Here is a 15,576-nt window from a genome sequence, read left to right on the forward strand (position 1 = left end):
GTCCTGATCAAACCCGTTCAAACAACACGGCGATGCCTTGGCCGCCGCCGATGCACATGGTCGCCAGGGCATAACGGCCTTGGCAGCGATGCAGTTCGTGAATGGCTTTGGTGGCGATGATCGCGCCAGTGGCGCCCACTGGATGGCCCAGCGAGATGCCCGAACCGTTGGGGTTGACCTTCTGCGGATCGAAGCCCAGCTCTTGCGCTACGGCACAGGCCTGGGCTGCGAAGGCTTCGTTGGACTCGATCACGTCAAGGTCGGCAACGGTCAGACCGGCGCGCTTGAGCACCAGGCGGGTGGCGGGAATCGGTCCCAGCCCCATCATCGAAGGTTCAACGCCTGCATGGGCATAACCCACCAGTCGGGCCATGGGCTTGAGGCCTTGTTCCTGAACGGTTTGGCCCGTGGCCATGATCAGTGCGCCGGCACCATCATTGAGGCCCGATGCGTTGCCGGCGGTGACGCTACCGTCCTTTTTGAAGGCAGGTTTCATGCGGCTCAATTGCTCGGCGTTGACCTCGGCCCGTACATGCTCATCCGTCGCAAACGAAACCGTCCCTTTGCGGGTCGCTACTTCGATCGGCACGATCTGCCCGGAAAAACGCCCTTCGGCAATCGCCCGGGCGGCACGCTGCTGGCTGAGAAGCGCCAAATCATCCTGGGTCTGACGCGTGATGCCGTAGTGCTCGGCGATATTTTCAGCGGTGATCCCCATATGGAAACCGGCGAACGGGTCTTGCAGTACCCCAAGCATGTAGTCGATGGCCTGCATGTCGCCCATGCGTGCGCCCCAGCGCGCCTGCGGCAACAAGTACGCGCCTCGGCTCATGGACTCGACGCCACCGGCCAGGGCAGCGCCCGCATCCCCCAGCATCAGACTTTGCGCGGCACTGACAATCGCCTGCAAACCCGAACCGCAGAGGCGGTTGACGTTAAACGCAGGGGTTTCTTTCGGCAGGCCGGCATTCATCGCTACGGCCCGTGAGATGTAGGCATCGCGTGCCTCGGTCGGGATCACATGTCCCATCACTGCATGACCGATGTGTTCGGGCGCCAGGCCTGATCGTTCGATCGCGGCGCGGCAAACGTCGGTTGCCAACTGAATAGGCGGTACATCCTTGAGTGAGCCGCCAAAGCTGCCGATGGCAGAACGGACGGCGCTCACTACAAAAATATCGGAATGGTTCATGTTGGCTCTCTGAATAGGTCTTTTTTGTTGGGCACGAGTCTAGAATCAGCAGCGCCACAGGCATATGCCAAAACTGTTCAAGGGTGATGGCGTTTTTTGCCATATTCAGATGTGACGAGAGAGGCATTCAAATGCGGGAAACGGATTCGGTGGCGGTTTACTTCATGTACCCCATGATCCATGCGTTACGTGAGGAACCGCAGCGTCTGCGGGCAGTACTTGAACAGGTGGGAATTGATCCGGCACTGCTGGATCAGCCGACTGCTCGGGTGCCGGCCACGGCTTTCGCCGCGCTGTGGCTGGTGCAGATTCGTGAGTTGAACGACGAGTTTTTCCAGTTGGATTCCCATGGTATGCCGCCGGGCAGTTTTGCCTTGATCTGTCGGGCATTGATTCAGGAGCCGACGCTGGAAAAAGCCCTGCGTCAGTGCCTGGCCAATTTCGCCCTGTTCCTGCGTGATTTTCGCGGCACGTTGAGTGTGCGTGGCAAGCGTGCGGTCATCAGCTTGCAGACCTGTTCGCAGAACAGCGAGGTCAGTCGGTTGGGCGAAGAAACGTTTCTGGTGTTGATGATCAGTCTGCTGTGCTGGCTGGGCGGGCGACGCATTTCAATCGATCGTGCGGACTTTCGTCATCAGCGTTTGCCGCTGCGCGATGATGCCTTGCTCTGGGGCCCCAACCTGACCTTTGGCACCGAACGGACCGAAATCGAGTTCGCCAGTCACTACCTGCGGCTGCCGGTGGTTCAGGACCTTGCCTCGCTAAAAGTGTTTTTGCGCACCGCGCCGCAATGGCTGGTGATCCGCTTCCGCAACCAGCGTGGGCTGGCGTCGCAGGTTTATCAGCGCCTGCGCCACAGCCATTACAACGAATGGCCGACCTTGCAGGCCTTTGCCCTGGAGCAGCACCTGAGCCCCAGTACCTTTCGCCGCAAACTGGGACGTGAAGGCTGTTCGTATCAGGAAATCAAGGATGAAGTTCGGCGCGTGGTGGCGTTTGAACGGTTGCGCCAGAGCAAGGCGAGCATCAGCGATATTGCCGAACAGTTGGGATTTCAGGAGCCGAGTGCGTTTCATCGGGCGTTCAAGAAGTGGACGGGGGAGAGCCCGGGGCGGTATCGGGCGCGGATTCAGGATTGTCTGAATGAGCCCCCGGTAGTGATTGCATAGCTATTTCTCCCCCGTCCATTGGCGCTACGGCGTGTGCTCGCTGAACCAATGGGACACGGTGACACCGTCGTCTCAGCGCTCAGGCGAGCACATGCGGCTGGCTTTGCAACTCTCGTTCAAGAAAGTCGATGAACGCACGCACCTTGGCATTCAAAGCCGATCGCTCGGTGACGCAGGCATAGATGTGCATCGGCTCAGGCTCTGCGCAAGCTGCGTTGCGACTGCCCGGCTCGAACAACGGTAGAAGTCGGCCGCTGTCGATCAGTGGCTGAGCGATAAAGCTCGCGAGGCGTGCGATCCCACCGCCGTTTACAGCAATCTGCGCGATAGTATCGATGTCATCGCAGATGAAGCCCGGGTTGACTTTGGCCTCGAAGCGGCTGCCGTTGAGTACAAAGGTCCAGGGCAGAAAACGACCATCAGTTGGGTAGCGAAAGACAAGGCAAGTGTGTCGCTTCAGCTCCTCAGGTGTTGTCGGTATGCCCGCGCGGTCGAGATACGCGGGCGCCGCGCAGAATACGAAAGGAAACGAAGCGATACGCCGTACAATGAGCTGATCGTTCAGCTGCGCTTCGATGCGGATACTGACATCGACGCCCTCCAGCCGATGATCAACGCTGCGATCCGTATTGATCAGTTCGATGTCGATGCGCGGGTAGGCGTCCTTGAACGCGGGCATTAATGGCGCGAGTACATGCCGACCAAATGCCGCGGTGGTGGCGATGCAAAGCGGCCCCTGCGGCTTGGTGGCGACCGTGGCAGCTTGCGAGGCGAGATCGATATCGCCCGGAATGTGACGCACTTTCTCGAAATAGCGAGTGCCGCTTTCGGTGAGCGCCATGCTTCGGGTTGTACGAGAGAGCAGGCGCACGCCCAAGTGGGCTTCGAGTCGCGTGATGCTCTGGCTGACCGCGGCGGCGCTCATGCCTTGGGCCCGGGCTGCCGCCGCGATGCTGCCGTTTTCTACCACACGGATATAGGTATTGATCAAACCAAGAATATCCATCGGGTCCTCATGCTCGATTCGTTGATTTTGCTTAAGAAAGATTCAAGCGCAATGCGTCTACCGGCGCGTTTGGCAGCTTGCTAGGTTAGCCGCTCTTTCGCCACTCAAGATTGACAAGGCTTAAATCGATGCCCGATAGAACAGCTAAAAATACCGTACGTTTTCGCTTGCCTAAACATGCCACGCCTTATGTCTTTGCTCTTTACATGGCAACGATCATGGCGTTTCTCATGTGTCTCGTCATCACCCTCGCGGAATTCGGAATAGGTGAGTATTACATGGAAAATGTGATGAATGCGTACCGGGTGGCAATGCCTTCGGCATTCATCTGCGTGCTCGTCGTGCGCCCATTGGTTGCCCGACTTGTGGCGTGGACCGTGCAGGGCCACTGAGGGAAACGTCACTGGAATATTGGCCAGCGTCTCTTTGAGACATACGGCCATTTTTCGGATAGGCGGTTTGTACCAGAAACCTCTCATCAGCCCACGATAAGGGCGACAGCTCGTCATAGCGCATCCTGGCCTCGTCGCTGATAGCTTGCGCTCCTCACCGCTGGGTCGTTGCAGGGGGAGGCGGTCCGACCCATTGCTACACACAGTCGTTCGGCATGATCTAAGCTCCAAAGGATGGTTTTTGCGAGCAGGGGTTTCAATGCGAAGCACACCTGAAAACAGCCTGAAAAATGCGCTGAAAGCCTGTAGAGACAGTTTTATTTCTGTTGGGTTTTTCAGCTTTTTCATCAACGCGCTGATGCTCGTGCCTACCTTCTATATGCTTCAGGTGTATGGGCGGGTGATGGCCAGCGGAAGTCTGACAACCCTGGCCATGCTGACGCTGATCATGACCGGGCTGATCATCACGCTCGGCTCCCTGGAATGGATCCGTTCGCGCATCATGGTTCGGGTCAGTACCCGACTGGATGTGTTGCTGAGTCGCCAGGTCTATAAGGCCAGTTTCAAACGGGCACTGGACAGTGGCGGGATGGATGCCTCGGCCCAGTCGCTCAACGACTTGACGGGCCTGAGACAGTTTCTCTCCGGTAACGGTTTGTTCGCCTTCTTCGATGCGCCCTGGTTGCCTATCTATATCGCCGTGATGTTCATGTTTCATCCCTGGTTTGGCTGGGTAGCGACGGGCAGTGCGCTGTTGTTGTTATTGCTCGCGTTTATCAATGAGAGGCTGACGGGGCCGACACTGGCGCAGGCGAACAAGGAACATATCGGCGCGACGCTCTACACCACGAAAAATCTGCGCAACGCTGAAGTCATCGAATCCATGGGCATGCTTGAAACCCTTATGGACCGTTGGGGACTTCGCCAACGGAACGTCCTGTTGCTGCAGGCTCAGGCAAGCGATAGAGGTGCCATAGTCAGCACGCTTTCCAGGACCTTCCGGATCCTGGTGCAATCATTGATCCTTGGTCTGGGGGCGTACCTGGCCGTGGACCATCAGGTCGGGGCAGGCCTGGTGTTTGCCGGGGCCGTGCTGCTAGGGCGCGCATTGGCCCCCATCGATCTGATCATCGGCAGTTGGAGGGGCTTTATTGCGGCTCGCTCGCAGTACAGCCGTCTCAACGACATCCTCGACAAACAACAGGCTCAGCCCGAGCGCATGTCATTGCCTGCGCCTCAGGGGCACGTGCAGGTGGAGAATCTGGTCGTCGCGGCCCCTGGCTCGAAAACCCCGATTATCAACAACATAAGTTTCAGCGTACCTGCCGGCTGCGTTGTCGGCATCATCGGACCAAGTGCCGCGGGCAAGTCGACCCTGGCCAGGGCACTGATGGGGGTATGGGCGCCGCTGCATGGCGTGGTCCGGCTCGATGGCGCGGACATCAGTGCGTGGGACAAACATGAACTTGGGCCGCATATCGGTTACTTGCCCCAGGACATTGAACTGTTCGAAGGCAGCATCAGCGAGAACATTGCCCGCTTCGCCGAGGTCGATTCCGAGAAAGTCATTCTGGCTGCCAGGACCGCTGGCGTTCACGACATGATTCTGCAGCTGCCCGATGGCTACGACACCGTCATTGGCAGTGAGGGCCTCACGCTGTCGGGAGGACAGCGCCAGCGCATCGGACTGGCCCGTGCCCTGTATGGCACCCCGCGCCTGATTATTCTCGACGAGCCCAATTCCAATCTTGACGAAGTCGGTGATCGTGCCCTGGTGGCAGCTATCCAGCAGATCAAGCAGAGCGGCGCGACCCTGTTTGTCATTACCCACCGAACCAACATCGTGTCGCAACTTGACCGACTCATGGTGATGAACGCAGGGGTTATCAGTCTCTACGGGCCACGCGAGCAGGTGCACGCCGAACTCAACGCGCAGAGACAGCAAGCACAAAAACACGCCATGTCAGCAGGCGCCAGCATGGCTTCGGTCAAAACCAGCAAGGGTGATGCCGATGAACCCTACGATGCCCAGTCGTCAAATTGAAAGCTTCGCCGGCCTGCCGATATCTGATCGTAAAGCACGCCGTCTGGGCATTGGTATTGTAGGGGTGACCTTCGGCCTGTTCGGCACCTGGGCGGCGCTCGCGCCCCTCGACGGTGCCGCGTTCGCGCCGGGGGTGGTCACCGTGCAGACTTATCGCAAAACGGTCCAGCATCCTGAAGGGGGCATCGTCAAAGCGGTACTGGTCCATGACGGTGACATCGTCAAGCGTGGTGATCCGCTGATCATTCTTGATGATGCCCAATTGCGCTTCGAATACGAGATAACCCGAGGCCAGCTGGTCGCGACCAGAGCCATGGAGGCAAGGCTCAGGGCCGAGCGCGACGCACTGTCGGCGGTCAGCTTTGGGGAGATAGCCGATTCCGAGAGTCTGCGAGGCGTGGAGGCGCGTCAGGGCGAGACCCAGGTATTCAACGCCCGGCAGGGCTCTCGGCTGGGCCAGATCGCGGTGTTGCGCGAGCGCATTGGCCAGTTGAATCAGCAGATCAAGGGGCTGGAATCGATGATTGGTGCCAAGGTTCATCTGGAGAAATCCTACAGCGGTGAAATCGTTGAATTGACCGACCTGCTCAAGCAAGGGTTCGTTGACAAACAACGTCTGCTCGATCAGGAACGCAAGCTGGGGATGCTCAAGTCGGAGGTGGCTGATCACCGTTCCGCTATTAACAAGACTCGTCTGCAGATCAACGAAACACAGCTGCAGATTCTGCAAATCGACAAGGATTTCAGTACCGAGGTGGTCAAGGAGCTGGCCGAGGTTCAGACCAGGATGTACGACCTGCAAGAGAAAACCTCGTCCCTGGAAGACCGGCTCAGTCGTATCGTCATCCGCGCACCCGACGCGGGCATGGTGATTGGCATGACTGTGCACACCATTGGGGGTGTGGTGAGCCCGGCGACGCCGCTGCTGGATATCGTGCCCTCGGTTTCCGAGCTGGTCATAGAGGCCCAGGTAGCGCCGGTGGATATTGATCGTGTCGCCATCGGCAAGCGTGCCGATATCCGTTTCGGCGCGTTCAATAGCTCGACCACTCCCGTGATCGAAGGCGAGGTCAGTAGCGTATCGGCTGACCGGCTGGTCAACGAAAAGGCCGGGACGGCCTATTACCTGGCGCGGGTGCGGGTAACCGAGGAGGGCGCGCGCACCTTGGGTGAGCGCAAGTTGTTGCCGGGGATGCCGGCGGACGTCCTAATCATCACCGGGCAACGCACGTTGTTGCAGTACTTGATGCAGCCGGCTCGCGATGCCATGGCTCAATCGATGATCGAGGAATAACCATGAGCGCATCGGCAGTTCTGCTGGGCGGTGTGTTCATGCTTGCAGCGGGTGCCGCACTGGCGCAAACCACTGCGGCAACGCCGACCGGGGTCAGCGCCTCGACGTTTTCCACCGACCTCATGCAGTTGTACCGTGAGTCACGGCTGGAAGATCCGCGGGTATTGGCCTCCTATGCGCAAGCGCAGGCGGGCAAGGAACATCAGCGCGAGGCTATGGGTGCGCTGTTCCCGCAGGTATCGCTCAACGCCGGGACGAATCGGATTCATCAGGAGAGCGACCTGGTGCAGCAAAGTTACGATAGCGAAAACTACAGCCTGGTGCTGCGTCAGTACCTCTACAACAAGACCGCGTGGGAGAACTACCAAAAATTCAAAAGCCTGGCCAGGCAGTCCGAATCGCAAGCGCTGGACGCCCAGGCCGAGGCCACCGTGGACCTGGCGCAGCGTTACTTCACCGCGTTGGCGGCGGAAGATGAACTGGAGTTGGTGAGGGCGGAGCGTCGAACCACGCAAAAGAGTCTGGACCGAGTCAATGCGTTGTACGAAAAGCAGCTGGCAATGATTACTGATCAGCTCGACCTCAAGGCCCGGGTAGATTTGCTGGCGGCGCAGGAACTGGATGCCCGGAACCAGGCCAGTATCAGTCGCGAGGCGCTGGCAGAGATCGTCGGCCGGCCGGTCAAGGAGAAGCTCAACCGGATTCGCGATGACGTGCAACTACGGGTTTCGGCGCAAAGTCTGGAAAACTGGGTCCGCGAGGGTATAGCGCTAAACCCGGCGCTCAAGGCCAACGAGAGCGGCGTTGAAGCAGCGGGCGCTGCGTTGCGCAGCGGCAAGGGCGGGCACTATCCGACCCTGAGCCTTACGCTGAGCGCGCAGCAGACCAACGAGGGCTACAACAATGCCCTGGCGCCGCGCACCGACAGTTATGTCGCCGGTATTGGCGTACAGGTGCCGTTGTACAGCGGCGGTTCGACCTCGGCGCGGGTCCGTGGGCTCTACCAGGATCAGATAACCGCCGAGCAGGAGCTGGAAGCGATCCGGCGCCGGGTAGTCAAGGAGATCACCAGCGCTTACCTGACCGCCAATTCGAGTGGAGAAAAGATCAGTGCGAGCCGCAATGCCCTGGCCTCGGCACAGTTGTCCAGAGTGGCAGCAGAGAAAGCGCTCGATTATGGGATGGTCAATGCCGTCGATGTACTGACCAGCGTACGCAACGAATTCCGCGCTCGTCGTGACCTGCTCAAGACGCAATACGAGTTCGTCACTAATGTCCTCACGCTCAATCGCTGGGCGGGGAAGCTGCCTGCCGAAAGTGTCGAAAGCGTTAATGGCTGGTTGAGCCCCGGCAGCTCCAGCCAAAATCTCACATCCCCCTGACGCCAGTTTTGAGCGATGACATCCAGCGGTTCAGGCGTTGGTTGCCGTGGCGTTGTCGCAAAAAACTCTAGTGCCGCAGAGCATGCTGTTACCCGAACGCACCGGAAGGAAAAAAACGCGGCGAGACCCAGACTGGGGGCATTCCCATAGCTCGGTGAAGCGAGTCTCGACGATAAATTGACGTCAGAGTTTATTCTGTGCTTGCTCTCCCACCATTCGTCGGTTAATTGACGATTTTGATCGGAATCAAACTTGATCGCAGCTCGTCCGGGGCGATCCTAACACCTTGATTTTCTAGGGGAGGGGGGCCCTTGGTAATGTCAGTCGGGCTACCCGCAGGAGGCTTGAGTCGACGACTGGCGGATGGGCGTGCTGGCAGTGTGCTGGTCTGGCCTAGACTCAATTCAGCGGCTCGAGGGAGCACATCAATCATGCGCAAGCTATTGATGATTATTCCTATTTATGTTGCCTCGATGGCTTTGCCCGGCTTTTGGAAACGTAATTCCTGCCGGTGAAGCCAGTGGAAGTGTCCCCAGGATTGAATCCCCGGGTGGGCACCGTTAAGGCCTGTCGGCGCTCGCATCTGTCCTTAGATTTTGCGAGTTGCTGATCCAGAAAGGCCAAGGGAGGGAGGTCAGAGTTAATTCTTCAAGGGAGTCAGGAAATAATGACGACCCACAGAAAACCAATACGCGTGATGCTGATCGATTGTCGTCCCCTCGTTCTCATGGGCCTTCAAGATTTGATCAATGCCAGGAAGCCTCAGATGGAAGTGAGTGGCCAGGCCACCACCTATACCAATGCGCTGGATCTTGCCGATCAGTTGCGTCCCAATGTGATTTTTTTCAGTTTTTTTCCAGATGCGCTGAACCCGCTGGAGGTCGTCGCGGAACTCACCCGCAATGCAGAAATGAAATTGCTGGTGCTCAAGGGCCTGTACGAAACCGTTCCCGTTGCCCAGGCAATAGAGGCGGGCGCACGCGGCATCGTGCTGGCGGAAGACCCGACGGAATCGATCATCCAGGCCATCATCACGGTCCACCACCGCGACACCGGACTGGATAGAGCCTGGGCCGGCGGGCTGTCCGGCTATTCCGCGAGCGGGCATATTCACTTGAAAGGCAATCTGGAGCAGGCGAAACAGGCGCGGCTGACGCTGCGCGAGAGGGAACTGATTCGTGCCATCGTGGGGGATCCGTCCGCCAAATACATGTGCATAGCCGGGCGCCTGGGCATCAGCGAACACACCGTGCACAACCACCTCAGCAACATCTATCAAAAGCTTAATCTCATCAATCGCATTGACCTGCTGATGTATGCGCTCAAGCACGGGCTCACCAACAACGAAAAACCACCAGAGTCCGCTTGGGTAGAACTGGATTTGGCTTCACGTCGAAACAAGAGGGTCTAACCGCACAAAACAATGCGAGGGTGGCTTTCACCACCCTCGCATCCTTTTACGCGCGTTTCTCAGACGCTGCCAAAGACAATGTCACTACTCAGAAGATCGACCCCGACCAAGGTGATGGTCGTTGCTTGTCCGCCCGTTTCGGCAACCGTCACGATGCTGTCTGCGCCGGTGTTGTCGATCGATTGGACAACCGCGTTCTGGTCGCCGTTGAGCACCAGGGTGTCTCGCAGGTTTGCGTTCGCATCGAAGCCGGTGACCTGATACAGGTTCTCATCGACTGACAAATCGATGTTGAAGGCATCACGCTCACCGCCCGTGCCCACCAGCGAGAAGTCGAAGAGGGCGCTGTCCAAGTCGTTGGCGAACAGGTTGGCGTCAAACGTACTCGTCGCCGAGTCCCCATCCTTGTCCGTCAGCGTCGCGTTGAACGTCAGCTGGACATCACTGGCCAGGCTCTCGGTCTCCTGAGTGAACTGGATCGTCGGGATCTTGATCTCGCCTCGGGCCATCGTGAGCTGAACAGCGTCGATCAGATTCGTGCCATCGCTCTCAATGAGGAAGGACACCTGTCCGCCTGCCTCCGGCGTCAGGGTGTTCACTTCGATGAGGTTCGAGAACGTGCCATCCTCGTAGTAGGCCCTGTAGTACAGGTCCTCGGTCGCCGTGTCGTAACCTCCCACGGAGTTGTCGATGAAGACCCTCATACCCGTCAGCAGGCTCTCCGGATTGATGACGAAACTTTCGTCGTCAACGCCGATTGCCGCCAGGTCGTCTCCCTGGAACAGGTTATTGGCGACGCCGATGCCGGCCGTGCTGACGTTCATGGCCGAGGGGTCAATGTACGAGGGCAGGGGGTCGGTTTGCAGCGTGGCTTCGGTCGGATCGGGTTCTCCGAGCCCAATGCCGGTCAGGATGTCCGAAGTGGACGCAAGCGCCTTCGCGGAAAAGAACACAACCTCCTCAGATGGCGAAGGAATAGTCGGTGGATCCTGCTCTGGAATCAACAAGGTGCGCACTGGATCCGGGCCTCCGGCCCCGAGCGCGCCATCGGCAGTGCTGAGCACGATCTCTGAACTGAAGCCCTGCACCAGATCCAGTGCATAGCGGCCATCGGCATAGGCGGTCAGCGTGTAGTCGACGCTGGTATCCGCGGTGGCGGCGTTGTTGTCGAAATCGCCGGTCAACGTCCCTGCGAATTGGTACGCGCCAGTGCCGTCCGGTGAGGGCGACTGCTCAGTGAGCGTGGCGGTCCCGGTGGTGGTCGTGTTGTCTGGCCTGACGAGGGTGAATTGGCTATTCACCGAGATATCCAGACCAGCCGCACCCAACCCGTCGGCGCCGGCCGAATTGTCCCAGAACCCGAATTGCGGCAGGACGCTACCGGTGCCGATCAGGTTGCCGAATGCAAGTGACGGGCCGTCGTCCTTGAACACCAGGTTCTGCCCGATGTTGAGGGTCGCCTGGGCTCTATCGCCGTCCTTGTCAGTTGCGGTCCCTATCAGCGTCACCAGATTGTCCGCCGACAGCGTCGTCGAATCATCGGGATTGGTGGCGTCGGGATGCACCACGGCGCGGATCTGATCGAGCGTGACGTCGCCGTTGGCGGCGACGCTGACCGTGAACACCAGCAGATTGGTCGTGGCCGTGCGGCCTTCGACCACGGTGCCGTTGAGCGACAGGTTGACCGCCTCACCGGTGGCCGTGTCGGTCAGCCCGGAGGCGCCTGCCACCACGCCCAGCGCATAGGTCTGGGTACCCGCACCGTCAGCGCCAAACGCCGAAGTGAAGTTGGCGGTAAAGCTCTCGGTATCGTCAGTCGCCAGGAATGTTTCATCCACCGTCAGCGTTGGTTCCGCACCGGTGGTGCTGATGCTGGGCCCGTCGTCCTTGAACACCAGGTTCTGCCCGATATTGAGCGTGGCCTGGGCGCTGTCGCCGTCCTTGTCGGTGATGGTCGCCGTGAGGGTCACCAGCTCGTCGGAGCTCAGGCTCGTCGAATCATCCGGATTGGTGGGATCGGGATGCACCACGGCGCGCTGCTGGTCGAGGGTGACGTCACCGTTGGCGGCGACGCTGACCGTGAACACCAGCAGGTTGGTGGTGGCCGTGCGGCCTTCGACCACGGTGCCGTTGAGCGACAGGTTGACCGCCTCACCGGTGGCCGTGTCGGTCAGCCCGGAGGCGCCTGCCACCACGCCCAGCGCATAGGTCTGGGTACCCGCACCGTCAGCGCCAAACGCCGAAGTGAAGTTGGCGGTAAAGCTCTCGGTATCGTCAGTCGCCAGGAATGTTTCATCCACCGTCAGCGTTGGTTCCGCACCGGTGGTGCTGATGCTGGGCCCGTCGTCCTTGAACACCAGGTTCTGCCCGATATTGAGCGTGGCCTGGGCGCTGTCGCCGTCCTTGTCGGTGATGGTCGCCGTGAGGGTCACCAGCTCGTCGGAGCTCAGGCTGGTCGAATCATCGGGATTGGTGGGGTCGGGATGCACCACGGCGCGCTGCTGGTCGAGGGTGACGTCACCGTTGGCGGCGACGCTGACCGTGAACACCAGCAGATTGGTCGTGGCCGTGCGGCCTTCGACTACCGCGCCGTTGAGCGACAGGTTGACCGCTTCACCGGTGGCCGTATCGGTCAGCCCGGAAGCTCCTGCCACCACGCCCAGCGCATAGGTTTGGGTACCCGCACCGTCAGCGCCAAACGCCGAAGTGAAGTTGGCGGTAAAGCTCTCGGTATCGTCAGTCGCCAGGAATGTTTCATCCACCGTCAGCGTTGGTTCCGCACCGGTGGTGCTGATGCTGGGCCCGTCGTCCTTGAACACCAGGTTCTGCCCGATGTTGAGGGTGGCCTGGGCGCTGTCGCCGTCCTTGTCGGTGATGGTCGCCGTGAGGGTCACCAGCTCGTCGGAGCTCAGGCTCGTCGAATCATCGGGATTGGTGGGGTCGGGATGCACCACGGCGCGCTGCTGGTCGAGCGTGACGTCACCATTGGCGGCGACGCTGACCGTGAACACCAGCAGATTGGTCGTGGCCGTGCGGCCTTCGACTACCGCGCCGTTGAGCGACAGGTTGACCGCTTCACCGGTGGCCGTATCGGTCAGCCCGGAAGCTCCTGCCACCACGCCCAGCGCATAGGTTTGGGTACCCGCACCGTCAGCGCCAAACGCCGAAGTGAAGTTGGCGGTAAAGCTCTCGGTATCGTCAGTCGCCAGGAATGTTTCATCCACCGTCAGCGTTGGTTCCGCACCGGTGGTGCTGATGCTGGGCCCGTCGTCCTTGAACACCAGGTTCTGCCCGATGTTGAGGGTGGCCTGGGCGCTGTCGCCGTCCTTGTCGGTGATGGTCGCCGTGAGGGTCACCAGCTCGTCGGAGCTCAGGCTCGTCGAATCATCGGGATTGGTGGGATCGGGATGCACCACGGCGCGCTGCTGGTCGAGCGTGACGTCACCGTTGGCGGCGACGCTGACCGTGAACACCAGCAGGTTGGTGGTGGCCGTGCGGCCTTCGACTACCGCGCCGTTAAGCGACAGGTTGACCGCTTCACCGGTGGCCGTATCGGTCAGCCCGGAGGCGCCTGCCACCACGCCCAGCGCATAGGTCTGGGTACCCGCACCGTCAGCGCCAAACGCCGAAGTGAAGTTGGCGGTAAAGCTCTGGGTATCGTCAGTCGCCAGGAATGTTTCGTCGACCGTCAGCGTCGGTTCCTCGCCGGTGGTGCTGATGCTGGGTCCGTCATCCTTGAACACCAGGTTCTGCCCGATGTTGAGGGTGGCCTGGGCGCTGTCGCCGTCCTTGTCGGTGATGGTCGCTGTGAGGGTCACCAGCTCGTCGGAGCTCAGGCTGGTCGAATCATCCGGATTGGTGGGGTCGGGATGCACCACGGCGCGCTGCTGGTCGAGCGTGACGTCACCATTGGCGGCGACGCTGACCGTGAACACCAGCAGGTTGGTGGTGGCCGTCCGTCCTTCGACTACCGCGCCGTTGAGCGACAGATTCACTGCCTCACCGGTGGCCGTATCCGTCAGCCCGGAAGCTCCCGGCACCAGGCCCAGCGCATAGGTCTGGGTACCCGCACCGTCAGCGCCAAACGCCGAAGTGAAGTTGGCGGTAAAGCTCTGGGTATCGTCAGTCGCCAGGAATGTTTCGTCGACCGTCAGCGTCGGTTCCGTGCCGGTGGCGCTGATGCTTGGCCCGTCATCCTCGAAGATCATTTTGGAGCCGATTTCGGCGATCGAAGTAGAGGCTTTGCGCAGTGTGAAGCCGCCGATATCAAAATCGGCGTGGTCATTGCCTCTGGCGTCGAGGGCCGCTCCGTTCTCGACGAGCACGCGGTTGTGGTCCGCGCTTGTGGTGTATTCAATCTGGTAGCCGGCCAAAACGCCGGTGATGGTTGCAACCCCATTGGCGAAGCTGATGCCAATGGTCGGATCATTCACCGATCCGTCTGAATTCTCGATCACCAGCCCGGTGCTGATGTTGATGACGCGAATGTTGGTGATGGCAACCGGCGTATCACCGGCATAGCCATTGACGAAATTCACGCCAGGTTCAGCAGCGGTGCTGAATGCGCTGACTTTTACGACAGCACTCTTGCCGCTTTGCAGCTGCACGACGTCAAAGCTGGCCGACTTCGTGTTGAAGACGTTGGTAAAGTCGATGTTGGACTCAACGTCTGCTTCGTTCTGATCCAGGTTGGGAATGGTTACGTTCTGCCTGGCACCGGTGACGAACGAAAAGCGGATGCCTTCCTGTTCCGTAATCATCTGGCTGTTGGTGCCAATGGTGGTCGGGCCACCCCCTTGGCTGGTATTAATCCTGTCGCCAGTGTTTATGTTGGCGCCGCTTGACTGGTCAGCGGGGTCTTTGCCGGTGGCGATGATGGTGGGATCGGTGATCCGCACGATACCATCGACCGTTTCAGTGGCCGGGTTCAATTTCGTGAACATCAGGAACAGGTTCTGCCCGGAGGGCGCACCGGCCAGACTGAATCCCAGGTCCTGACTGACGCCGATGAAAACCTTATCCAGCAGATTGAGCGAATCATCGGGGTTCGTCGCATCCGGATGCTTGAGCGGTTGGTACTCCACGGTCCAGATTTTGCCGCCCGAGACCGGCGATCCGGTTTCTTCAATATAGGCAGCGAACACGATCGCGCCATCTGCGGCGCCGGCTCGGCCCACAAGGATGTTGTTGTTACTCGTATCCGTATAGAGAAGGATGCTGGTGCCATCGAGGGTATCCAGTCCGCTGTCCACGCCATCGAGCGGTGCACCGGCGCTGTCGACGAAGCGGATATCGGTAACGCCGGACGGGTCGGTGAGGGTGAACGCATTGCTGCCCGTATCACCCACGGCACCGCTATAGCCACTCAAGGCTGCACCCGTTGCGGTACCGGCGCCAAGTGCGGTTAAACGGTCGGAGAAGGCCGAGGGCAGGGATGCCACCAGAATGTCGTTGTCGTCAGCGTCCCCGGCAGGGATTGGTGTGGCAGTGCTGTTCTGCAAGCCGGCCGTTTCGTCCAGCGAAACGTCCTCACCGGGTACCACGACGCTCAGAGCATTGAGGGTCGGAATGAATAGAGGGGGATTGTTCGTAAGGGATGAGTTTTGCTCGCGAATAGCCATGATGTACTCCTGAGCAATTGCAGGTCATCAAGGCCAGGCCATTGACCTTTACCACTTATCAAGGC

At 59.6% G+C, this 15,576-nt stretch carries 9 protein-coding genes; 6 read left to right on the forward strand and 3 right to left on the reverse strand.

The window, feature by feature from the left end:
- Window positions 1–7: 7 nt before the first annotated feature.
- Window positions 8–1,192 (reverse strand): acetyl-CoA C-acyltransferase family protein, encoded by a 1,185-nt coding sequence (locus PSH65_RS14765; protein ID WP_305426735.1) that lies wholly within the window; start codon window positions 1,190–1,192, stop codon window positions 8–10.
- A gap of 131 nt (window positions 1,193–1,323) precedes the next feature.
- Between PSH65_RS14765 and PSH65_RS14770 the strand changes: the two genes are divergently transcribed.
- A complete protein-coding gene (locus PSH65_RS14770) occupies window positions 1,324–2,361 on the forward strand; it encodes an AraC family transcriptional regulator (RefSeq protein ID WP_305426736.1) in 1,038 nt (345 codons plus the stop codon).
- 79 nt (window positions 2,362–2,440) lie between these two features.
- On the opposite strand, the gene PSH65_RS14775 is transcribed toward PSH65_RS14770, so the two are convergent.
- Window positions 2,441–3,367, reverse strand: a complete 927-nt coding sequence (locus PSH65_RS14775) for a LysR family transcriptional regulator (protein ID WP_305426737.1) — start codon at window positions 3,365–3,367, stop codon at window positions 2,441–2,443.
- Between the two features lie 128 nt (window positions 3,368–3,495).
- Here PSH65_RS14775 and PSH65_RS14780 point away from each other — a divergent pair, with 128 nt between their 5' ends.
- From PSH65_RS14780 to PSH65_RS14800, 5 genes are all read left to right on the forward strand, one after another.
- The gene (locus PSH65_RS14780) at window positions 3,496–3,759 is read left to right on the forward strand and encodes a DUF2798 domain-containing protein (protein WP_305426738.1); all 264 of its coding nucleotides are present in this window, start codon (window positions 3,496–3,498) and stop codon (window positions 3,757–3,759) included.
- 259 nt (window positions 3,760–4,018) lie between these two features.
- Window positions 4,019–5,803 carry a type I secretion system permease/ATPase gene (locus PSH65_RS14785; protein ID WP_305426739.1) on the forward strand — a complete coding sequence of 595 codons (1,785 nt, stop codon included), beginning with the start codon at window positions 4,019–4,021 and terminating at the stop codon, window positions 5,801–5,803.
- Entirely contained in the window at window positions 5,784–7,097 is a 1,314-nt protein-coding gene (locus PSH65_RS14790) for an HlyD family type I secretion periplasmic adaptor subunit (RefSeq protein ID WP_305426740.1), read from the forward strand. The genes PSH65_RS14785 and PSH65_RS14790 overlap by 20 nt, the downstream gene beginning before the upstream one ends.
- 2 nt (window positions 7,098–7,099) lie before the next feature.
- Window positions 7,100–8,479, forward strand: coding sequence for a TolC family outer membrane protein (locus tag PSH65_RS14795; protein WP_305426741.1), 1,380 nt, complete (start codon window positions 7,100–7,102; stop codon window positions 8,477–8,479).
- A 667-nt stretch (window positions 8,480–9,146) separates the two neighbouring features.
- Window positions 9,147–9,890, forward strand: coding sequence for a response regulator transcription factor (locus PSH65_RS14800; protein ID WP_305426742.1), 744 nt, complete (start codon window positions 9,147–9,149; stop codon window positions 9,888–9,890).
- Window positions 9,891–9,949: 59 nt separating this feature from the next.
- Here PSH65_RS14800 and PSH65_RS14805 read toward each other — a convergent pair whose 3' ends face one another.
- Complete coding sequence (locus PSH65_RS14805) at window positions 9,950–15,511, reverse strand: DUF5801 repeats-in-toxin domain-containing protein (RefSeq protein WP_305426743.1); 5,562 nt, start codon at window positions 15,509–15,511, stop codon at window positions 9,950–9,952.
- Window positions 15,512–15,576: the final 65 nt, after the last annotated feature.

Origin of the sequence: Pseudomonas sp. FP603 (assembly GCF_030687415.1) — a bacterium.
In the GTDB taxonomy this organism is placed as follows: Bacteria; Pseudomonadota; Gammaproteobacteria; order Pseudomonadales; family Pseudomonadaceae; genus Aquipseudomonas; species Aquipseudomonas wuhanensis.

Excerpts from the sequence above, each read along its gene's own strand:
- PSH65_RS14795 (WP_305426741.1), top strand. The coding sequence starts at position 7,100 with ATGAGCGCATCGGCAGTTCTGCTGGGCGGTGTGTTCATGCTTGCAGCG.
- PSH65_RS14790 (WP_305426740.1), top strand. The coding sequence starts at position 5,784 with ATGCCCAGTCGTCAAATTGAAAGCTTCGCCGGCCTGCCGATATCTGAT.
- PSH65_RS14785 (WP_305426739.1), top strand. The coding sequence starts at position 4,019 with ATGCGAAGCACACCTGAAAACAGCCTGAAAAATGCGCTGAAAGCCTGT.
- PSH65_RS14780 (WP_305426738.1), top strand. The coding sequence starts at position 3,496 with ATGCCCGATAGAACAGCTAAAAATACCGTACGTTTTCGCTTGCCTAAA.
- PSH65_RS14765 (WP_305426735.1), bottom strand. The coding sequence starts at position 1,192 with ATGAACCATTCCGATATTTTTGTAGTGAGCGCCGTCCGTTCTGCCATC.
- PSH65_RS14775 (WP_305426737.1), bottom strand. The coding sequence starts at position 3,367 with ATGGATATTCTTGGTTTGATCAATACCTATATCCGTGTGGTAGAAAAC.
- PSH65_RS14805 (WP_305426743.1), bottom strand. The coding sequence starts at position 15,511 with ATGGCTATTCGCGAGCAAAACTCATCCCTTACGAACAATCCCCCTCTA.
- PSH65_RS14770 (WP_305426736.1), top strand. The coding sequence starts at position 1,324 with ATGCGGGAAACGGATTCGGTGGCGGTTTACTTCATGTACCCCATGATC.
- PSH65_RS14800 (WP_305426742.1), top strand. The coding sequence starts at position 9,147 with ATGACGACCCACAGAAAACCAATACGCGTGATGCTGATCGATTGTCGT.